Genomic DNA, 20,402 nt, shown 5'->3' on the forward strand with positions numbered 1-20,402 from the left:
AAGCCGCTGAATCGCATGCTGGACTTCACCCAGGCGGCGCGCCTGAAGCTGTCCGGTAACGCCTGAGATCGCTGGGTGTTTGTGGGAGCGGGCTTGCCCCGCGAACACCGGCGAAGCCGGTGCCAGGCACCGCGTGCCCCCCTTCGCGGGGCAAGCCCGCTCCCACAATATTCAAACCCATCAGCGCCCCATCATCTCCCGAACCATACGCTGTTGTTCCAGGATCTCGCGCTGGCGCTGGTCAATTTGCGAGGCCAGCGGGAAGTTGCCGCCCGCCCGGCGCTTGGCGTAGTCCAGCTGCTGGATCGCCTGGTCAAAGTCCCCCACCAGGGTGAAAAGCCGCTGAATCGCATGCTGGACTTCACCCAGGCGGCGCGCCTGAAGCTGTCCGGTAACGCCTGAGATCGCTGGGTGTTTGTGGGAGCGGGCTTGCCCCGCGAACACCGGCGAAGCCGGTGCCAGGCACCGCGTGCCCCCCTTCGCGGGGCAAGCCCGCTCCCACAATATTCAACCCCCCTCAGCGCCCCATCATCTCCCGAACCATACGCTGTTGTTCCAGGATCTCGCGCTGGCGCTGGTCAATTTGCGACGCCAGCGGGAAGTTGCCGCCCGCCCGGCGCTTGGCGTAGTCCAGCTGCTGGATCGCCTGGTCAAAGTCCCCCACCAGGGTGAAGTATTCGGCACGCGCCCGGTGCAAGCCGATGGTATTGCCCGACAAACCCCGCACTTCGGCCATGTCGCACCACACGTCCGGGTCATCCGGACGGCTCTTGATCAACTCGTTCAACACCTTCTCCGCTTCGGCAGGCTTGTTCTGCTTCACCAGCAGGTCGGCACGCACTTGTTTGAGCGGGTAGTTGCCCGGATACAGCCCCTGCATCCGTTCGGCCCGCTGCTGCGCGTCGGCCAGGCGGTTGTTGGTGATGTCCAGGTCGATCTGCGCCAGGTTGTAGGTGATGTCGTTGGGCGCCTTGGCCAGTAGCGGCTTGAGCAGTTCACGTGCTTCGTTCAGCTGGCCACCCTTGATTTGCGCCAGGGCCAGGCCGTAACGCGCGGCGTCCATCTTGGGGTCTTCGTCCAGCTGGGCGCGGAAGCGCTTGGCGGCAAGCCCCGGGGTGCCTTCATAGGTCAGTGCCACCCGTGCGCGGATCAGCTGGTAGCGCATGCTGTCTTCCACGCCACCTTTGGGCGCCTGTTCGGCGCGGTTGCGGGTATCGGCGATACGTGATTCGGTCACCGGGTGAGTCAGCAGAAATTCCGGTGGCTTGGCGCCGTAGCGGTATTGCTGCGCCAGGCGTTCGAACATGGTGGGCATGTTGCGAGGGTCGTAACCGGCCTTTTCCAGGTTCTGGATGCCGATGCGGTCGGCTTCCTGTTCGTTCTGCCGCGAGAAGCGCCGTTGTTCCTGGATCGCCGCGGCCTGGGTGCCGGCAATCATGCCGATACCCGCATCGCCGGCGCCACCGGCAGCCAACACGATACCCGCGAGCAAAGCCGCCATCATCGGCAGTTGCATGCGTTGCTGGGCTTCGACGCCGCGGGCGAAGTGGCGTTGCGACAAGTGCGCCAGTTCGTGCGCCAGCACCGAGGCGTACTCGCCTTCGGTGCGGGCGTTGAGAAACAGGCCGCCGTTGACCCCGACGATGCCGCCGGGGGCAGCGAAGGCGTTGAGCTCACGGCTGTCGATCAGGATGAATTCCAGGCGCCGGTCCTGCAACTGGCTGGTTTCGGCCAGGCGGTACACGGTAGTTTCGACATAGTCCTTGAGCTGCGGGTCGTTCAACTGGTTGACCTGGCCGCGCAGCAGGCTCAGCCAGGCACGGCCCAGCTGGTGCTCCTGTTGCGGCGAGACGATCGCGGAACTGGCGTCACCCAGTGATGGCAGGTCGTCAGCATGGCCGGGAAGGGCCATCAGGCAGGCCAGCGTCAGCAGGGTAGGGCGCAGTAGATTCATGCACGAAGCTCGCGTCGATCAAAGATACCTACTGTAGCGGGCTCACACGTTGGCGACCAGTGGCGCTATCCTAGCTGACCCTGTCAAGCAGCAACCTGGCAATGCCTTTGGAGAGCCCCGCGATGAGTGACACCCTGACCTGCGACGCCGAACTGGACGCCAGCGGGCTGAATTGCCCTTTGCCGCTGCTCAAGGCCAAGATGGAACTCAATCGCCTGGCCAGCGGCGCGGTGCTCAAAGTGATCGCCACTGACGCCGGTTCCCAGCGCGACTTCCGCACTTTCGCCAAGCTGGCCGGTCATACCCTGCTGCAGGAAACGGCTGACGCCGGCACCTATACCTACTGGCTGCGCAAGGCCTGAGTCTTTTCCAAGGATCGTCAATGTTCAAAGTGCTTCGCGACTGGATGCAGCGCTACTTCTCCGATGAAGAAGCGGTGGTGCTGGCGGTCCTGCTGTTCCTGGCTTTTACCGCCGTGCTCACCCTGGGCGGCATGCTCGCGCCGGTGCTGGCGGGCATGGTGCTGGCGTTCCTGATGCAGGGGCTGGTCAACGCCCTGGAGCGGCTGCGGGTACCGACCCGGCTGGCGGTGATGCTGGTCTTCGCCTTGTTCATGGGCGCGCTGGCGGTGTTCATGCTGGTGTTGGTGCCGCTGTTGTGGCACCAGCTGATTACCCTGTTCAACGAGCTGCCGGGCATGCTCGGCAAGTGGCAGTCGTTGCTGTTGCTGCTGCCCGAGCGTTACCCGCACCTGGTGTCGGACGAGCAGGTATTGCACGCGATCGAATCGGTGCGCGGGGAAATCGGCAAGTTTGGCCAGTGGGCGCTGACCTTCTCGCTGTCCAGCCTGCCGTTGCTGGTCAACGCCATGATTTACCTGGTGCTGGTGCCGATCCTGGTGTTCTTCTTCCTCAAGGACCGCGAACTGATCGGCCGTTGGGTCAGTGGCTACCTGCCCAGGCAGCGCGCCTTGCTGAACCGGGTAGGCAGTGAGATGAACCGGCAGATTGCCAACTACATTCGCGGCAAGGGCATCGAAATCCTGATCTGCGGCATTGCCACCTACATCGCGTTTATCAGCCTGGGGCTCAACTACGCCGCGCTGTTGGCGCTACTGGTGGGCCTGTCGGTGGTGGTGCCCTATGTGGGGGCAGTGGTGGTGACGGTACCGGTGACGCTGATTGCGCTGTTCCAGTGGGGCTGGGGCGACCAGTTCATATACCTGATGACGGTGTATGCGATCATCCAGGCGCTGGACGGCAACGTGCTGGTGCCGCTGCTGTTCTCGGAGGCCGTTAGCCTGCACCCGGTGGCGATCATTTGCGCGGTGTTGCTGTTTGGCGGGCTGTGGGGGTTCTGGGGGATCTTCTTCGCCATCCCGCTGGCGACGCTGATCAAGGCCGTGCTGGATGCCTGGCCGCGGCAGGAGCCTAGCGTGTCACCGATGCTTTGATGCAACTGGGGCTGCAAAGCAGCCCCCATCAATTTCAAGCCTTGTTCAAGGCCTGGGCAGCCGCCAGCACGGCATCCACATGCCCGGGCACCTTCACCCCACGCCATTCCTGGCGCAGCACACCGTCCTTGTCGATCAGGAAGGTGCTGCGATCAACGCCCATGTATTCCTTGCCATACAGCTTTTTCAGCTTGATCACGTCGAACAGCTGGCACAGGGCCTCGTCTTTGTCGCTGATCAGCTCGAACGGGAAGCCTTGCTTGGCCTTGAAGTTCTCGTGCGACTTGAGGCCATCGCGCGATACCCCGAACACCACGGTGTTGGCTGCGGCAAAGGCATCACGCTGGTCGCGGAACCCCTGGCCTTGGGTGGTGCAGCCCGGCGTGCTGTCCTTCGGGTAGAAGTACAGCACCACTTGCCGGCCCTTGAGCTCGGCCAGGCTGACGGTTTGCCCGCTGGTGGCCTGGGCCTGGAAGTCGGCAACGGGTTGGTCGAGTGCTACGGCCATGGTCGGTTTCCTTACATTGGGTTCTGTGGGCGCCATGGCTCGATCAGCGCATCGAGGTTCAGGGCGTCGGCAAAGTCCAGGAACTGGTCACGCAGCCAGCTGATCTGGGTGCCGGCCGGCAGGATCACGGTGAACTGGGCGTTGAGCATGCTGCTGCCGGTCTGCGGTGCCAGGTAGGTGTCGCAGGTCATGGCTTCCAGCTCGACACGGTGATCGAGGAAGAACTGGCACAGCTCGTTGATGATGTCCGGGCGGTAAGCGGCGCTCACATAAGCCACGTAGGGCAGGGCCTGCGGGCGCACCTCCTGGTCGGCGCTGCGCACCACGTCCAGGGTCAGGCCGTGCTTCTTGCCCAGGCCCGGCAGGGTGGATTCGAGGCGCGCCAGGGCGTCCCAGCTGCCGCCCACCTGCAGCACCAGGGCGCTGGTCTCACCGTGGCGGCTCAGGCGCGAGGTGACCACCGCGCAGCGGTTTTCGAAGGCAGCGCGGCTGAGGACGTTGGCCAGTTCCATGGGATTCGGGCCCAAGGCACTGATGACAAGGAATTGTTCGCGAACAGTGGTGGGGGTGGACATGCAGCATTCCTAAAGCGATGAGCGGTCGGTGCAGGACGGTCTGAAGCCTCCTGTCGGCAGGGCCCGGGGCTCGCATGCGAGGTCTTGGACGCTGGCGGGGAGCAAGGTCGACGGCCCGGCGGGCCGCGCTGCACCGATCAAAGGGTCAAGGGTAGCGAAATAAGGCGCCGAGGGGAATGCTCCGCCCGCCTGCTTCGCTTGTGCAAGGTCGATGCCCCCAGTACCATTACCGCTCTCTTTTTCCGGCAGGAGCAGTTACATGATTGCGGGCAGTATGGTGGCATTGGTCACACCCATGGATGCACAAGGGCGTGTTGACTGGGGCAGCCTCGACAAACTTGTAGACTTCCACCTGGAAAACGGCACCCATGCGATCGTCGCTGTCGGCACCACCGGTGAGTCGGCCACGCTGGATGTCGAAGAACACATTCTGGTCATCAAGCACGTGGTCGAGCGCGTCAAGCGCAGCGCCAAGCCGATTCCGGTCATCGCCGGCACCGGTGCCAACTCCACCACCGAAGCGGTGCACCTGACGCAAAACGCCAAGAACGCCGGCGCCGATGCCTGCCTGCTGGTTGTGCCGTACTACAACAAGCCGACCCAGGAAGGCCTGTACCAGCACTTCAAGCACATCGCCGAAGCCGTCGACATCCCGCAAATCCTCTACAACGTACCCGGCCGCACCTCCTGCGACATGCAGGCCGAGACCGTGATCCGCCTGTCGACCGTGCCGAACATCATCGGCATCAAGGAAGCCACCGGCGACCTGGTGCGCGCCAAGGCCATCCTCGATGGCGTCAGCAAGGACTTCATCGTCCTGTCCGGCGACGACCCAACTGCCGTCGAGCTGATCCTGATGGGTGGCAAGGGCAACATCTCTGTTACGGCCAACGTCGCCCCGCGCGAAATGGCCGACCTGTGCGAGGCCGCCCTTGAGGGCAATGCCGAGAAGGCCCGCGCAATCAACGAAAAACTCATGCCGCTGCACAAAGACCTGTTCTGCGAAGCCAACCCGATCCCGGTGAAGTGGGCGCTCGTCGAAATGGGCCTGATGCAAAAAGGCATTCGCCTGCCACTGACCTGGCTGAGCGAAGGCTGCCACGAAAAAGTCCGTACTGCCTTGCGCCAGTCCGGCGTACTGGTTTAAGAGGAAGTGCACCGCATGAAGCGACTGGCTGGTCTTTCCGCCCTTGCCCTGATTATCTCCAGCACCAGTGGGTGTGGCTGGCTGTGGGGCGAGGATGGCTATTTCCGCGACCGCGGCAGCGATTACCTGCAGGCGCACCCGACAGCGCCGATGCAGCTGCCGCAGGACGTCAGCAACGTCAAGCGCCTTGACCCGTTGCTGCCCATTCCACGTAACGTCGCCGATGACAACGTCGCTGGCGAGTTCGAGGTGCCGCGCCCGCAACCGCTGACCGGTGGCGCCGCCCAGGTTACCGATTACAGCCTGCAACGCAGCGGCAGCAGCCGTTGGGTGCTGGCCCAGCATTCGCCTGCCGAGGTGTGGCCAGTGGCCCGCCAGTTCTTCGAGGACAACGGCTTCCGTATTGCCGAAGAGCGCCCGCAGACCGGTGAATTCAACACCACCTGGCAGCGTTTCGACGAGCTGTCGGCATCGCTTGGCCAGCGCCTGGCCAGCACTGCCAGCAGCGGTGACAGCGAAGTGCGTGTACGTGTGCGCATGGAGCCCGGCGTGCAGCGCAACACCTCCGAGGTGTACGTGGTGAGCGTCGAGCGCCCGGCCGGCAGCACTGCCGAGCCTGCATTCCCGTCCACGTCTGCCAACACCGGCGCCGATGCCCTGCTGGTCGACGAAATGCTTGCCAGCATGAACCGCAGCGCCGAGAAGGGCGGTTCGGTGTCGCTGCTGGCCGCGCGCGATTTCGACGCGCCAAGCCGCGTCAGCCTCAGCGAAGACGGCAGCGGCAACCCGGTGCTGTACCTGGGCTCCGACCTGGACCGCGCCTGGTCTGGCGTGGGCCGTGCCCTGGAGCAGGGTGGCGAGTGGCGTGTCGAAGACATCAACCGCAGCCTGGGCCTGTACTACATCAACCTGTCGGAAAAGCCTGACGACAAGCAGAACCAGCCTGGCTTCTTCAGCCGCATGTTCGGCAGCGAGCCGACCAAGGAAGAGCGTGAAGCCCGCGCCGAGCGCTACCAGGTTCGCCTGAGCAAGGTGGGTGAGAGCGTGCAGGTCACGGTCGAGAAAAACATCAACACCGTGGCTCCGGCCGATGTCGCCCGCCGCGTGCTGAGCGCCATTCAGGACCACCTGGGTTAAGTGCGCTTCGCGGTACTCGGAAGCGGTAGCCAAGGGAACGGCACGCTGATCGCCAGTGGTGACACGTTCATCCTGGTCGATTGCGGCTTTTCCCTGCGTGAAACCGAGCGGCGCCTGGCGCTGCTCGGCGTCTCGGCGGCCCAGCTCAGCGCAGTATTGGTCACCCATGAACATGCCGACCACGTGCATGGGGTCGGCTTGCTGTCACGGCGCTACAATGTACCGGTCTACCTCAGCCAAGGGACCTTGCGCGGCATGCGCAAGCCGGTGGAGGTGGCCGGTTTTCTCGCTTGTGGCCAAAGCCTGCGTATCGGCAGCCTTGAAGTGACCGCGGCGCGGGTAGAGCACGACGCCTACGAGCCGTTGCAGTACGTGATCAGCGACGGCCAGCGGCGCTTCGGCATGCTGACCGACCTGGGCTCGTACGACGCGCTGTTGCTGGAACGTTACCAAGGCCTGGATGCACTGCTGATCGAGGCCAACCACTGCCGCGACCTGCTGGCACGCGGTCACTACCCGGTCTTCCTGAAGCAGCGGGTAGGTGGCATGCAAGGGCATTTGAACAATCACCAGGCCGCGCGCCTGGTGCACGAGTTGGGCTGGAGCAACCTGCAACACCTGGTGCTGGCCCACCTCAGCAGCAAGAACAACCTGCCACACTTGGCCCGCCAGTGCTTTGTCGACACCTTAGGGTGCGACCCGGACTGGCTCCAGGTGGCGAATCAGGAACACGGGCTCGACTGGCGCGAAATCGCCTAGCCCAACACCTCAAGCAAGCGGAGCCCAATCATGGAAAAACGCGACGAACTCTACCGCGGCAAGGCCAAATCGGTTTACAAGACCGACGACGCCGACCGCTTGATCCTGCTGTTCCGTAACGACACTTCGGCGTTCGACGGCAAGCGCATCGAACAACTCGACCGCAAAGGCATGGTGAACAACAAGTTCAACGCCTTCATCATGCAGAAACTGGAAGAAGCCGGCGTGCCAACCCAGTTTGACAAGCTGCTGGGTGACAACGAGTGCCTGGTGAAGAAGCTGGACATGATCCCGGTCGAATGCGTAGTGCGCAACTACGCCGCCGGTAGCCTGGTCAAGCGCCTGGGCGTGGAGGAGGGCATCAAGCTGGAGCCGTCCACCTTCGAACTGTTCCTGAAAAACGACGAGAAGGGCGACCCCTTCATCAACGAATCCCACGTTGTCGCGTTCGGCTGGGGCACCGCCGAGCAGCTGGTCGAAATGAAAAAGCTGTCGCTGAAGGTTAACGAAGTGCTGAGCAAGCTGTTCGATGACGCCGGCCTGCTGCTGGTCGACTTCAAGCTGGAGTTCGGCGTATTCCACGGCCAGATCGTGCTGGGCGACGAGTTCAGCCCGGACGGCTGCCGCCTGTGGGACAAAGAAACCCGCAAGAAGATGGACAAGGACCGCTTCCGTCAGGGCCTGGGCGACGTAATCGAAGCCTATGAAGAAGTTGCCAAGCGCCTGGGCGTGCCGCTGTAAGCGGCCCGTTCACGCAAGCGCCTGATACCACGCGATTTTTTTTAAAAAAAGGTTTGCGTTTTAAAAGAACGCTGGTATGATGCGCGGCATTGGAGAGATGCCGGAGTGGTCGAACGGGACGGATTCGAAATCCGTTGTACTGGCAACAGTACCTAGGGTTCAAATCCCTATCTCTCCGCCATACAAGATCAAGCCCCTGAAGGCGAAAGCTTCAGGGGCTTTTTCGTTGTGCGTCGCTAAAGTGGTTGAAGTCAGCAGCCCCAATTGCGCGGGGCGAGCCTATGAGGAAGCGGGGAGTTTCTTGAGCGGTCTGACCGTGAGCTCTACACCCAAGGCAAGCATGAGCTTCTGAATAGTAGTGAAACGGGTTTTATCGCCGCCCTTCAACGTTTTGTAAAGCGACTCACGATTCACGCCTGCGTCTTGCGCAAACTGATTCACGCCCTTGGCTTTTGCCACTTCCCCCAAGGCATGCATCAGGGTTTGCGCATCGTTAGCCTTCATTGCCTCTGCCAGGAAAGCCGCGATGGTTTCGGGACTGTTCAGAAACCGGGAGGCCTCGAAGCGTTTGGTACTGCTCAAATCGAGTTCAAGGATGGGCATGTCTTCGGCGGTGAATGTGTCGCTCATCGTTGTTTACCTCGTATAACATCAAGGATTTGCTTGGCGCGCTTAATGGCTCTGAGCTGGTCCGCTTTATCGCTACCGTAGAGCATCAGGTAGCGGGTCGAGCCCGTTATAACCGGGGCCGACAAACACTCGCATCTCACTGACGCCATCGCCAACAGACTCGATATCGCCAAAGCTGCCATTTTCCGCTCGTGCGAGTCTTGCGGTGACTGCACCTTTGCCGATCGGATCTTTCACGCCATCCAGCCAATCGTCAAATTCCGACGTAGTGTCGATCTGATTCGGCATGCATTAAATGTAGCCTAGTGGCTACTCCTTGTATATGAGAGATCGACGGAGTGGCGTTGCAGTCCTGTGTGGACGTGGTAACCGCCACGAAAAGGGGCGCATAGAAGTGATGGCCGCCTGTCATCGTCAGTCGTTGAATGGCCATGACGTGATGAGGCTGACGTGATGAGGCTAAGGCGCAAGTTGAGCACTGGCAACGGTTGGAGCGGGATTGGTCTGGGTTTGGGAAATGGACTACATCGCCGTGGAAGATGTCGCAGCCCTGTCGTCGGCCGATGGCGCTTTTGGGGTCCGTTTGCGCTGAGACGCGATAAATGAAACCCCTGGGTGCATCGCGTCTCCAGGGGCTTTTCCGTTCCGGCCTTACTTTTTCATCATCCCCAATTCAGCATCATCCAGCAGCGCCTTGGCCATGGCACTCAGGTAGTGCGAGGCCCAGATCAGTTTCTGGTCGCCGTCCATCAGGCCGGTGATGATCAGGTCGCGCACGTAACCCATCAGTTCGGATGCTTGTTCGCGGGCGTCCTGGCAGGGGATGCCGGGTTCGATGCGGAACAGCGGGTGGGTGTTGTTTTCGCCTTGGTAGAAGCAGGTCTTGCCGACTGTGGTGGGTTCTTGTGTGTTGTCGGTGGGCATTGATTTGTTTCCCGGTTCTGGTTGCCTGGGCTGGCCTCTTCGCGGGTGAACCCGCTCCCACAGGTGGTGTGCAGTGCCTGAGGGCGGAGATAACCCTGTGGGAGCGGCTTTAGCCGCGAAGAGGCCCGGCCTGCTAGTGCAAGGTGTACGGCTCAGTGGGTAAGTGCGGCCGCATCTGCAATTGCATCAATGCCGACTCGACCAGGCTCTGGACTGCCTCCATTTCATGGATCACGGCCTGCATCACAATCGAGCTGTGGGCGGTAGGCTTGAGTTGCACGGACTGGCGGGCGACGGACAGGGCGCAGAGTACGTACTCTGAGGACTGGACCAGGGTGTCTTGCAGGGCTTGGGTGGAATCGAGGGAGTAGGGTGGATCAGGGACCATCTTGCGCATACACATCTCCAGGATCATTGGAGCTGCCGCAAGCTTGCTGTCAAATAAGAGGGTGGCAGCTGTACATGGGTTGACAGACCGAGGATCCCGGAGTAACTCGGCGCACACGACGGTGCCCCACGTACAGCCGCCATAAACAGTGCACGTGTGCGGGAAATCGTCGGCCTGTCAAAGCCGGCCGTTGATTTTGCAACGACAAGCCGAGACTAGAGCGTGACCGAGTCCGTCGCAACAGTTAGAGCGGGTTGCCAGTATGTTTGGGAAACGCCCTACAAGGAAGGGAATAATTCTGAGTTCAAGTTGTAGAACATGGTCTGGCCACGCTCAGCGCATCGCCGCCAACTTGATACCAAACCCTATCAGACAAGCCCCCGCCAGCCGCTCGAACAGGTTGCTGATGCGCGGGTTTGCACGCATGCGTTCAGCCAACTGGTGCGTCAGCACCACGGCAATCAGCCCATACGCGAAGGTCACCACCGCCACCGTCGCAGCCATGAAACCGAACGTCACCAGCCCTTGGTGCTTCACCGGGTCGACGAACAGCGGGAAAAACGCCATGTAGAACATGATCGCCTTGGGGTTGAGCAGGGTGATCATCATGGTCTGGCGCAAGTACTGGCCGTTGTCCATGCGGCAGCTGTGTGCGGAGCCACCGGGTTTGCTCAGTAGCATGCGCAGGCCCAGGTACGCCAGGTACGCAGCACCGGCCCATTGCACCATATGGAAGGCCGTGGGGTAGGTGGCCAGCAAGGTGGCGACGCCGGCTACCGCCAGCCACAGCAGCACCTGGTCACCCACGATCACCCCAAGTGTCGCGGCCAGGCCAGCCTTGATACCGCCCTTGCCGGTGGCGGTGATCAGGGCGAAATTGCCCGGGCCGGGGATGGCCAGAAGAATAATGAAGGCGATGACGAATGCGCCGTAGTCGGTGACGCCGAGCATGGTGAGTTCCTGTTGGGCAATACGAAGGCAGTGCCCTGAACTATCGTCGGCAAAGGCTCGCTTTACAACCCAGTCGAGCAGCTTTGCTGGCCTCTTCGCGGGTGAACCCGCTCCCACAGGGACTGTGCAGTGCCTGAGGGCGGCGAGGCCGGAGTGCAAAAGCTGCCGGCTTGTGCTCGTAGATCACACCGGCTTCTCGCAACATTTTGTCTTGAACTGTCAATGGCACCTTGCGCTACAATGCGCCCCCTACAAGCCCCTCACGCCCAGGCCAAACGCCGTAATGATTACGTGCGCTGGGCGGTGACCTCTTCCTGACATGGATTCGTTGGATGCTTCGCGCCGTACTGGTATGCCTCTGCGCCCTTCGCTCGACGGTTGAATTGCCGTTCGTGGCCAGTGCTGCTCTCTCACCCCAAAAACTGCACAACTCTGAATGCTGCCGCCAACTGTTGGCTGCGGTACGCGGCTGTGCGCCCCACCGAAAATGGAGTGCTCCACTTGCGTAAGAAATTCGTCGCGTCCCTTCTGGCGGTCGCCATCGCCTCTACCACGGCCTGTGCACAGCTCGGGATCAGCAAAGAGCAAGCGGGCACCGTGATCGGCGGCCTGGCCGGTGTGGCCATCGGCTCGACCATGGGCAGCGGCAACGGCAAGATCGCCGCAGCCCTGATTGCCGGCGGCATCGGTGCCTACGTGGGTAACCGCATCGGCCACATGCTGGACGAGAAGGACCAGCAGGCCCTGGCGCTGCGCACCCAGGAAGTACTGAGCCAGCAGCAGACCACTGCCAGTACCCAGCCAGTGACCTGGAAGTCTGACCACTCGGGCGCCACCGCCCAGATCGTGCCGGGCAAGGAATACACCCAGACCAAAAAGGTTGAGGTCAAGCGTGCGCCGAAGATTCAGGCGGTGCCGTCGATGAAGCTGATCAATGAGCCATACGTGACCATCAGCGACAACCTTAACGTGCGCGCCGCTCCGAACCAGGCGGGTGAAAAAGTCGGCAGCCTGAAGAACCATACCGAGTTCACCGCCGTCGGCGCCACTGGCGACTGGATCCTGGTCGGGCGCAAGGGCGTGACCGTGGGTTACGTGCACAAGAACTACGTCGAGCCCAAGGCGCAGGCCTTGGCCAAGCGCGTGACGCCAGCGGTGAACCTGGACGAGCTGGACGTTGCCGCCAACAAGGAAACCCAAGGCTTCGACCTGGATTCGGTGCAGTCGCTGCCGACCGAAACGGTCGCCGCCGAAGCTGCCTGCCGCCCGGTCACTGTCAGCCTGAAGTCGCAAAGCGGCAAGACCGAGCAAGAGCAGAACACCTTCTGCAAACAAGCCAACGGCACCTGGGAACTGATCTGAGGAACTCCATGAAAAAGCACGCGCTCGCGCTGGCAGTGGTCGGCGCTTGTGGTCTGGTACCGCAGGCGTTCGCCCACGAGCTGGCCTTCTCGAAGAAAGAAAACATCAAGGTCGAAGTGCCAGGGGATGCCACCACGTGGTGCAAACCCGAGGTTGAACTGACCATCACCCGCCCGGCGTGGGACAACCAGGAACTGCTATCGGGGTTGCTGACCAAGCTGCCGTTCGTGTTTGCCAAGGACTGCTCGACTGCCAAGGTAAGCTGGAAGGCGGTTGATGCCAAGGGTAACCTCTACGCCAGCGGCTCGGGCAATGCCGGCAACCTGGGCCTGGTGACCTTGGCTGCTGCGCCTGCTGCACCTGCCGCCGCCGCCGCCCCGGCGCCCGCCCAGGCAGCACCTGTTGCAACTGCCCCGGCACCTGCTGCTTCGGCACAAGCCCCGGCCGCCGCGGCCGCTGCGCCAGCCCCAACCGCTGAGCCGGCCCCCGCGGTCGTTGAAGCAGCGCCGGCGAAAGCAGAAGTTGCCCCAGCCCCTGAAGTTGCCGCAGCACCTGCGCCAGCACCGGCTGCCGAAGCCCCGGCAGCAGCCCCCGTCGTTCCGCCCGTGCCTGCACCTGCCGCTGCAGTAGCCGCTGCCCCCACGTCGGACTTCGGTCGCGCCGTGGTGCTGGAGAACCGCAACCTGATGCAGGTAACGGACGGCGCGGGCTGCAAATGGGTGCTCAGCCGCGAGATCATCGGCAATGGTGACACCCTGTCGTTCGGCACCACCCCGGCCATGCCCTGCCCGGCGTCCGGCTTTGGTGAAGGCAGCTTCGAAAAAATCACCTGGAAGGCCGTGGGTACCTACCGTGGCGATAACTGGAACCGCGTTTACGCCCACCCGAGCGGCTTGATCTTCAACAAGAACCTCGAGCCTGCGGTAAAGGACAAAGCCGTTTCCTACCTCACGGCGCAAGCCGACCAGGCCGCATTCCTGGTTGGCGAAATCCCCAGCCGGCAGATGAAGGTGTACCTGACGTTCACCCGTTCCAGCTACGGCGTGCTGCGCCCGTTTAGCAGCGACCCTTACTACGTGGCGGTCACCCCTGACGAGTCGTTCGCCCTGGACGCGGCCAAGTACAAGGAAGCCGCGCTGGAAATCTTCGACCTGATCAAGGCCACCTCGCCGACCACCACCGATGTGGCCAACCTGTTCATCGTCAAGGACCTGTCGGCGATTTCGAACAACATCTGGGGTAACGATGCCCAGAAGATCACCCGCAACCGCATCGGCATCAACCGCCAAGGCCTGTTCTTCGATGTGCGCGATGGTGCGAACTGGGCGGTTCAGCGAGAGCAGCAGCGTGTGCGTGAAGAGCGTCAGCGCCAGCAGGAACTGGCCCGCGTGCACACCCGGGTGCTGGAGCGTTACCAGCAGTTGCAAGACGGCATGAGCGACTTCAAGGGGCGCGAAACCGAGGCCCTCGCGCAGATGGCCGGCATCAAGGTGCGCTTCGCTTCGCCGCTGGCGCAGCAAGACCCTGCGACGTCGGCCCGGGTGGCGCCGATGATGGTGCACGTGACCGGCAAGAAGGGCGACTTCTACACCATCGACTTCCCGAGCACCGGCCGTCTGGTCGCCGACGAGGAATACAGCGAAGGCTGGTACGTGACCCAGGTGGCGAACGCCACGCCGTACTACCCGCTGGACGATGGCCGCGCCGTGCCAACCTACCGCGCCTACAGCGTGGGTGAGCCTGAGGCCTGCAAGCAGGACCACTGTGCCGACCGTGTGTCGTTCGGCGCCGTGCTGGCCAAGGAATTCCCCAACGCCGGTATCGATTTCAGCTGGACCCCCGAGGTCTCCCAAAAGTACGTGAACGACTGGAACAACGCTTCCGCGATGGTCCAGTGAGGCAAACACCATGATCAAACAGATGAACAAGAAGCAGCTGCTGATTGGCGGTGTTGCCGCGGCGGTGCTGGTGCTCGGCGGTGGCTATGCAATGGTTGCCAGCTCGGGCAAGAAGGCTGCGCTGGCCTATTACGAGGACTTCAAGGAGCGCTACTTCCTTGAGGATGTGCTGTCCGAAGGCGATATTTCCTACTCGGCGTTCTCTGGCAACCTGACTGTTGCCGACCCCGAGATCCGCAAGGCAGCCGCGCAGACCAATGGCGCGCAGCAGTTCATGCGCGGGCTGACCAGCCTGGTGGAGTCCGCTCGCGGTGGTTCGCCGGAAGAAGGCCTGGCGGGTTGGGCCAAGTACCAGCTCAACGTCAGCCGTAATGTTGCCGGCATTTACCTGAAGGCTGACGCGCTGAAGCTGTCCCACGACGGTGATAGCAAAGACGGTAGCATTCACATCCAGCTGGTGGGCATGCAGATGGGCAACCCCTTCGTTGCCAGCAAGGGCGCTGAGGTGGTGCTGGTGGCTGATGTCAGCGACGAGATCCAGCCCCGCGCAGAGCTGGCCGCCAATGGCCGCGCCACTGAGTCGAATTTCGACTGGGGTGCCAACATGGCGGTGCGCCAGCCCTTGACTGGCGCGTTCCTGGTCAGCAGCACGGGCGATTTTGGCACCACGGTTGACCTGGACTTCACCATCAAGCGTTCCAGTGACGGTGAAGGCTCGATGGAGTTTGTCGTGACCCACCGTAACGACGGCTCCAAGGTGGGTGAGATCGTGCGCAAGGCCGACTTCGAGTCGCTGCCGGAGCTGGACGATGTCGAAACCCAGCTCAAGAGCGCGCTTAGCGCCATGCTGATTGGTGCATACAGCCCGTACACCGGTCAGGCGGTATTGGCCGAAGCGGTGAGCGGTTTTGCCCGCAAAGCCAAGGTTGAGAACTACTCGGTGAGCTACAGCGGCTTCAAACCGCTGAAAGAGGCTTACAATGCCTTCCAGCAGCATGTACCGAAGGCGAAGTTCGCTGCCTTCTGTGAAGAGGTTGGCCTGTCGTCGTGGAGCAGCGATTTCGGCGCCAAGGGCAAGAACCACAGCGACTCGGAATGTGCCATCGGGCAGAAACTGGTCGAGGAAGGCAAGTTCGAAGAGCAGTACACTTTCAAGCAAGGCAAGAGCCTGTTTGCAGCGTTGTTCGTAAGCAAGGCGTATCAGCTGGAAACCAATTGACTGGGTGATCGCTGATTGAGGAAGCCCTCGGGAACCATGAGTTGCCGGGGGCTTTTTATTGTAACTAACTATTGGGCAGCCACCTGTCAGTTGCACGCTTGCAACGAAGTTGTGCCACGCACAGCTTGGATCCAAAGCTGGGAGTCTGTATGATCCCGCAGCCATCAGACGATGGTCGAAGATGATTCATTTAAAGGACTTAGTATGAAAAAGCTGTTCAAGGCCACCGTAGCCGTTGCCGTTGTTTCGGGTGTTGCCCTGCTGTCGGGTTGCACTGGCCAAGTTTACAACCAACCGAAAAACTGCACTTACGACTACCTGTTCCACCCTTCGGTTTCCATCTCCAAGATCATCGGTGGCTGCGGCCCGATCGATAAACTGCCTCAGCAGCAGTAATCTTGGCGGTACCCTGATCGCGACGCTTGCGGCGTGATCCAAAGCCCCCGGTCATGTAAATGTCCCGGGGGCTTTTGTTTGAGGGCGGTTTACCAGCGCAGCGACACGGTTCCCAGCAGTGTGCGCTCTTCACCCCAATAGCAGCGCCCGGCGTTGTTGCAGCCTGCCACGTACTCTTTGTCGAACAGGTTGCGGGCATTGACCTCCACCGACCAGTTTTCGTCGATCTCATACCCGACCTTGGCATCCACCAGCGTGACATCGCCGGTATCCAGCTTGCCGTACAGGCTCGCCGGGGTGTACGCGAATGTGCTGTCGAAATGGCGCACGCCGCCCCCGATCTGCAGGCCCTTGAACAGCCCGTCCCGGAAGCGGTAAGTGCTCCATACCGAAGCCTGGTTGCGTGGCACGCCGGTCATTTGGTGGTCTTCATACAGCGACCCGGCCACGTCCTTGGTAATACGCGAATCGGTGTAGGTGTAGGCGGCGGTGAGGTTGAGGTTTTCGCTCAGGTCGCTGTTCAATTCCAGCTCCACGCCCTTGGCCCGGCTGGCACCGATCTGGCGGTAGTCACCCACGGCGGAATCGAACAGTACATCGTCCTTCTTGCGCAGGTCGTACACCGACGCGGTGAAGGCGGTGTTCCAGCCTTTGGGTTCGTACTTGATGCCCACTTCGTACTGCTCGCTGGTGGTGGGGTCCAGCGGGCCGTTCCTGCTTTCGGTCTGCTGGGTCGGGGCAAAGGCCGTGGAGTAGCTGAAGTACGGCGACAGGCCGTTTTCGAACTGGTACATCACCCCGGTCTGCCAGGTGAACTTGCTGTCCCAGCTGTCCATGTCGGCTTGCGCGTTAAGGGTCCCGGCCTTGTTGCGGAACTGGCTGTTGATCCGGTCCAGGCGCCCGCCCAGCAGCAGTACCCAGTTGTCGACCTTGGTTTGCAGCTGGCTGTAGAGGCCGTACATGGTCTGTTCGAGCAAGGCGTTCTGCACATGCAGGGGCGTACTCGGCGTGCCGTTCCACACCGGGTCGAACACATTGATGGTGCCGCCGTTGCCTGCGTCCCAATCCTGGTTGAACGAGGTGCGGTCCAGGCTCGCACCGATCAGGAAGGTGTGGTCGAACGCGCCGCGGGTAAAGTGGCCTTCGAACTGGTTGTCCAGCGAGTAGGCGATGGACTTGTTGTAGCGGTCGTAGGCCGTGTTGCCGAGGGTGGTGCCGAAGCCGCCATTGTTCAGGTTACCTGGCCACATTTCCTGGCGGTCGATGCGCGACTGCATGTAGCGCGAGTTCTGGCGGAACTGCCAAGTGTCGTTGAAACGGTGGCTGAACGCGTAGCCCAGGCTCCAGGTTTCCCGTTCGAAGTTGTCCCAGTCCGGGTTGCCGGACAACTGGTCTTTGTCGATCTTGCCGTTGGGGTTGTGCAGCAGTGTGCCTGCGGCCGGGTAACCGAGCTCCATCAAGGTGCGGTCGCGCTGGTAGGTCGCCAGCACGGTCAGGCTGTTGAAGTCGTCGAAGTTCAACGTCAGCGACGGCGCGATGTACATGCGGTCGTCGGGTTGATGGTCGACCTGGGTGTCAGACTTGCGGCCCATCATCACCAGGCGGCCGAGCACATTCCCCTCATCGGTCAGCGGGCCGGAAACGTCGACGCCCAACTGGCGCCGGTTGTGCGAGCCGTAGCTCAGTTGCACTTCGCCGCGCGCGTCGGCAGTAGGCCGCTTGCTGACCAGGTTGACCACGCCACCTGGGGCGTTTTCGCCATACAGGATCGAAGTGGGGCCGCGGAACACTTCCACCCGCTCCAGGCCGTAGGGTTCGCTGCTGGTGTCGTAGCGGTTGCCCTGCACCCGCAGGCCATCGCGCAACAGGCCGTAGCCATAGTCGGTGGCATTGAAGCCGCGGATGAAGAACAGGTCACCCGCCTGGCCATCACCGCCGGCAAACGGCGGCGAGAAAATGCCTGGTACATAGCCCAGCACCTCGGTGAGGGTTTGCGATTGCTGGTCATCCATGCGCTGGCGGGTTACCACCGAAACCGAGCGCGGGGTGTCGGCCAGGGCGCTGCTGGTTTTGCTGGCAGTGGCACTGGCTACGGCGCGGTAACCGCTGTCGCCCTGGCCGTCGCTGGCGACCAGGGTAGCGGCGTTGATCGACGTGGCATCCAGTTGTAGGGCGGTGCCATCGGCAAGCGGTTGCAGCACATAGCCCGCGCTGCCTTGGGGCACGGCTTGCAGGCCGCTACCCTGCAGCAGCCGGGCCAGGCCTTGGGCGACGCTGTAGCGGCCCTGCAGCCCCTGGCTGGTCTTGCCGGCGGCCAGTTCGTTGCTGCCGGCCAGGTAGATGCCGGCCTGGCTGCTGAACTGGTTGAGGGCGCTGGTGAGCGAGCCGGGGGCGATGTTGAAGCGGGTTTCGGCGCTGGCCGCCTGTTCGGCGTGGGCCAGGGTTGCCGGCAACATCAGTGGCGCGGCAGCAAAAAGCGAAAGTGGCGCGGCAAGCGCCAGGCGGAACGCGGGGTGGAAGGGCGTCGGCATGCTGGTCTCTGGAATCGGTAGGGTGAGTTGGAAGCTCTATGCCGGGTTAACCGAACGAGATTGGAAAAAGGGAACCGGGTTGGAAGATTTTTTGACCGGCTCCAACGAATTTGCCAGCACCGGCACAGCGGGATCCAAATACCGTGTCGCCTGCTTCGCGGGCTTGCCCGCTCCCACAGGTACTACGCAGGCTGCGGGTTCACACCGCATCTGTGGGAGCGGGCATGCCCGCGAAGAACCCAGCGCGATGTACCGGTATCAAACCGGCTCGACTGTGACCCACCAAGGCGTCAGCCGCTGCACCCGCACCGGTAATGCCGCTTGCAACAAGGCCAGTGCGCGATCGGTATCGTTGAGCGGGAAGGCACCCATCACCGACAGCTTGGCGACATCCGGGTGCCAACCCAGGTGCCCGTGGCGATAGCGTCCCAGCGTTTGCAGCAAATGCCCCAATGGCATGTCTTCGGCATTGAGACGGTGATAAATCCACGACTCGCCGGCGCTTTGGGCCGGGCGGGTGGTGCTGATTGCCTGAGCGCTAAAGTCCACCTGCTGGCCCGCTGGCACGATGCAGCGCTCGCCGCTTTGCGCCGTGCATACCTCAACAGCGCCGGCGTATACATCCAGCCGGGTATTTTCGCCCAGCTGGCACACTGCAAAGCGTGTTCCCAGGGCCTGCATGCGGCCTTGCGCAGTGTCGACGAAGAAAGGGCGGCGCGGGTCGTGGGCGGTTTCCACCAGCAGCTCGCCAAAGCGCAGCCGCAGTACCCGGCTGAATGTGGAGAACTGCGTGTCCACGGCACTCTGCGCCCCTAGCCACAACTGGCTGCCATCGGCCAGACGGGTTTCGCGCACTTCACCAATGCCGGTGGCCATGTCGGCACCCCAGCCCGACAACGGCGCGCCGTGCCACGCCCGCCAGCCAAGCAGAGAGCCTGCGCCAAGCACCAGCAGCGACTTGAGCCCGGTGCGCCGGGTGAAGCGACGCGCATCGTGCTCACGCAGTGCCCGGCCCGCAGCCGCACCTTCGGCCTGCAACGGGGCAAAACGCTGGCCGACCCGTTGCACATAGTGCCAGGCCGCCTGATGGTCGCCGTGCTGGTCAAACCAGTGTTGCCATTGCGTGCGCAACTGCGGTGCGGCGTTTTCGTCCTGCAACTGCACGTACCAGTGTGCGGCTTGCTGCAGGCTGGCGTGGCTGAGTTTGTGCACGGGCGAGGTCATGGCGTCACTCCACCAGCAAGCCGTCGAGTTCGGCTTCAAGAATCGCGCAATGCACAAACGCCTGGGCCAGGTACTTTTTGATCATGCGTTCGCTTACCCCGACGTGCGCGGCAATATCGCGGTAGGCCAGGCCATCGATCTGCGCCAGCAGGAATGCCTGGCGCACTTTGCCCGGCAAACGCTGCAACATTGCGTCCACCTCGTGCAGGGTCTCGACAATGATCGCGCGCTGTTCGGGGGAGGGCTGCAGGGCCTCGGGCTGCAAGGCCAACTGCTGCAACCAGGCTTGTTCCAGCTTCTGCCGGCGCCAGTGGTCCACGCACAGGCCGCGGGCGATGGTGGCCAGGTACGAGCGTTCACCACGTTCGCCGTCGAACTGCTGTGGGCGCTTGAGGATGCGCACGAAGGTGTCTTGCACCAGGTCGGCCGCATCGCAGCGGCTGCCCAGCCGGCGATACAGAAAGCCGAGCAACCAGCGTGAGTGGCTGTGGTACAGGCTATGGAGCGAGGTGTTCAACTCTGGGATCGAAACCACGGCGGCATCCGGCGCAAGCGCATACTGGTGCGAATGAGAAATGATCTCAATATTAGGGGCGCCAGAAAAA

The 20,402-nt window shown here is 62.2% G+C and carries 20 protein-coding genes, 1 tRNA gene and 2 pseudogenes; 11 read left to right on the top strand and 12 right to left on the bottom strand.

Translation table 11 applies throughout. The features are described from left to right. Positions 1-180: 180 nt before the first annotated feature. Together LU684_RS29460 and LU684_RS29465 are read right to left on the bottom strand one after the other, a co-directional pair. A pseudogene (locus tag LU684_RS29460) lies at positions 181-336 on the bottom strand (M48 family peptidase); the annotation flags it as partial. A gap of 181 nt (positions 337-517) precedes the next feature. After that, the gene (locus LU684_RS29465; protein ID WP_232895320.1) at positions 518-1,954 is read right to left on the bottom strand and encodes a M48 family metalloprotease; all 1,437 of its coding nucleotides are present in this window, start codon (positions 1,952-1,954) and stop codon (positions 518-520) included. A gap of 122 nt (positions 1,955-2,076) precedes the next feature. Between LU684_RS29465 and LU684_RS29470 the strand changes: the two genes are divergently transcribed. Together LU684_RS29470 and LU684_RS29475 are read left to right on the top strand one after the other, a co-directional pair. Beyond that, entirely contained in the window at positions 2,077-2,316 is a 240-nt protein-coding gene (locus LU684_RS29470; protein ID WP_016488641.1) for a sulfurtransferase TusA family protein, read from the top strand. A gap of 20 nt (positions 2,317-2,336) precedes the next feature. After that, positions 2,337-3,407 carry an AI-2E family transporter gene (locus LU684_RS29475; RefSeq protein WP_016488640.1) on the top strand — a complete coding sequence of 357 codons (1,071 nt, stop codon included), beginning with the start codon at positions 2,337-2,339 and terminating at the stop codon, positions 3,405-3,407. Positions 3,408-3,441: 34 nt separating this feature from the next. Here LU684_RS29475 and LU684_RS29480 read toward each other — a convergent pair whose 3' ends face one another. Together LU684_RS29480 and LU684_RS29485 are read right to left on the bottom strand one after the other, a co-directional pair. Next, the gene (locus tag LU684_RS29480) at positions 3,442-3,915 is read right to left on the bottom strand and encodes a peroxiredoxin (RefSeq protein ID WP_232895321.1); all 474 of its coding nucleotides are present in this window, start codon (positions 3,913-3,915) and stop codon (positions 3,442-3,444) included. A gap of 11 nt (positions 3,916-3,926) precedes the next feature. Further along, positions 3,927-4,490: a glycine cleavage system protein R gene (locus tag LU684_RS29485; protein ID WP_016488638.1), complete on the bottom strand. Its 564-nt coding sequence runs from the start codon at positions 4,488-4,490 to the stop codon at positions 3,927-3,929. Between the two features lie 259 nt (positions 4,491-4,749). Here LU684_RS29485 and dapA point away from each other — a divergent pair, with 259 nt between their 5' ends. From dapA to LU684_RS29510, 5 genes are all read left to right on the top strand, one after another. Next, entirely contained in the window at positions 4,750-5,637 is an 888-nt protein-coding gene (gene dapA, locus LU684_RS29490) for a 4-hydroxy-tetrahydrodipicolinate synthase (RefSeq protein ID WP_016488637.1), read from the top strand. A 15-nt stretch (positions 5,638-5,652) separates the two neighbouring features. Then, positions 5,653-6,774, top strand: coding sequence for an outer membrane protein assembly factor BamC (gene bamC / locus LU684_RS29495; RefSeq protein WP_016488636.1), 1,122 nt, complete (start codon positions 5,653-5,655; stop codon positions 6,772-6,774). Then, positions 6,775-7,533 carry an MBL fold metallo-hydrolase gene (locus tag LU684_RS29500; RefSeq protein ID WP_016488635.1) on the top strand — a complete coding sequence of 253 codons (759 nt, stop codon included), beginning with the start codon at positions 6,775-6,777 and terminating at the stop codon, positions 7,531-7,533. A gap of 30 nt (positions 7,534-7,563) precedes the next feature. Beyond that, positions 7,564-8,274, top strand: a complete 711-nt coding sequence (gene purC / locus LU684_RS29505) for a phosphoribosylaminoimidazolesuccinocarboxamide synthase (protein ID WP_011535129.1) — start codon at positions 7,564-7,566, stop codon at positions 8,272-8,274. A gap of 91 nt (positions 8,275-8,365) precedes the next feature. Beyond that, positions 8,366-8,455 (top strand) — tRNA-Ser (locus LU684_RS29510). Positions 8,456-8,553: 98 nt separating this feature from the next. Here LU684_RS29510 and LU684_RS29515 read toward each other — a convergent pair. The 5 genes and pseudogenes from LU684_RS29515 to LU684_RS29535 form a co-directional block, all read right to left on the bottom strand. Further along, a complete protein-coding gene (locus tag LU684_RS29515; RefSeq protein WP_016488634.1) occupies positions 8,554-8,904 on the bottom strand; it encodes an addiction module antidote protein in 351 nt (116 codons plus the stop codon). Next, positions 8,901-9,192 (bottom strand): annotated as a pseudogene (locus tag LU684_RS29520) (type II toxin-antitoxin system RelE/ParE family toxin). The gene LU684_RS29515 and the pseudogene LU684_RS29520 overlap by 4 nt, the downstream one beginning before the upstream one ends. A 363-nt stretch (positions 9,193-9,555) precedes the next feature. After that, positions 9,556-9,828, bottom strand: a complete 273-nt coding sequence (locus tag LU684_RS29525) for a DUF3077 domain-containing protein (RefSeq protein ID WP_060519570.1) — start codon at positions 9,826-9,828, stop codon at positions 9,556-9,558. Positions 9,829-9,961: 133 nt separating this feature from the next. Further along, positions 9,962-10,225, bottom strand: a complete 264-nt coding sequence (locus LU684_RS29530; protein ID WP_060519572.1) for a hypothetical protein — start codon at positions 10,223-10,225, stop codon at positions 9,962-9,964. A 324-nt stretch (positions 10,226-10,549) separates the two neighbouring features. Then, the gene (locus LU684_RS29535) at positions 10,550-11,167 is read right to left on the bottom strand and encodes a LysE family transporter (RefSeq protein ID WP_060519574.1); all 618 of its coding nucleotides are present in this window, start codon (positions 11,165-11,167) and stop codon (positions 10,550-10,552) included. 501 nt (positions 11,168-11,668) lie between these two features. Between LU684_RS29535 and LU684_RS29540 the strand changes: the two genes are divergently transcribed. The 4 genes from LU684_RS29540 to LU684_RS29555 all read left to right on the top strand — a co-directional run bounded on the left by LU684_RS29540 (position 11,669) and on the right by LU684_RS29555 (position 16,042). Continuing rightward, the gene (locus tag LU684_RS29540) at positions 11,669-12,529 is read left to right on the top strand and encodes an SH3 domain-containing protein (protein WP_232895322.1); all 861 of its coding nucleotides are present in this window, start codon (positions 11,669-11,671) and stop codon (positions 12,527-12,529) included. A gap of 8 nt (positions 12,530-12,537) precedes the next feature. Then, positions 12,538-14,427: a hypothetical protein gene (locus LU684_RS29545; RefSeq protein WP_102690088.1), complete on the top strand. Its 1,890-nt coding sequence runs from the start codon at positions 12,538-12,540 to the stop codon at positions 14,425-14,427. A 10-nt stretch (positions 14,428-14,437) separates the two neighbouring features. Then, a complete protein-coding gene (locus LU684_RS29550; RefSeq protein ID WP_023047029.1) occupies positions 14,438-15,646 on the top strand; it encodes a hypothetical protein in 1,209 nt (402 codons plus the stop codon). 204 nt (positions 15,647-15,850) lie between these two features. Further along, positions 15,851-16,042, top strand: coding sequence for a YhfL family protein (locus LU684_RS29555; RefSeq protein ID WP_003254720.1), 192 nt, complete (start codon positions 15,851-15,853; stop codon positions 16,040-16,042). Between the two features lie 89 nt (positions 16,043-16,131). Here the strand turns inward: LU684_RS29555 and LU684_RS29560 are convergent, their stop codons facing one another. The 3 genes from LU684_RS29560 to LU684_RS29570 all read right to left on the bottom strand — a co-directional run bounded on the left by LU684_RS29560 (position 16,132) and on the right by LU684_RS29570 (position 20,332). Further along, a complete protein-coding gene (locus LU684_RS29560; RefSeq protein ID WP_232895323.1) occupies positions 16,132-18,573 on the bottom strand; it encodes a TonB-dependent siderophore receptor in 2,442 nt (813 codons plus the stop codon). Between the two features lie 258 nt (positions 18,574-18,831). Beyond that, positions 18,832-19,797 carry a FecR domain-containing protein gene (locus LU684_RS29565; protein WP_023047027.1) on the bottom strand — a complete coding sequence of 322 codons (966 nt, stop codon included), beginning with the start codon at positions 19,795-19,797 and terminating at the stop codon, positions 18,832-18,834. 4 nt (positions 19,798-19,801) lie between these two features. Beyond that, a complete protein-coding gene (locus LU684_RS29570) occupies positions 19,802-20,332 on the bottom strand; it encodes a sigma-70 family RNA polymerase sigma factor (protein ID WP_210668662.1) in 531 nt (176 codons plus the stop codon). Between the last annotated feature and the right edge of the window lie 70 nt (positions 20,333-20,402).

This window comes from Pseudomonas sp. NMI542_15 (assembly GCF_021283425.1).
Lineage (GTDB): Bacteria > Pseudomonadota > Gammaproteobacteria > Pseudomonadales > Pseudomonadaceae > Aquipseudomonas > Aquipseudomonas fortuita.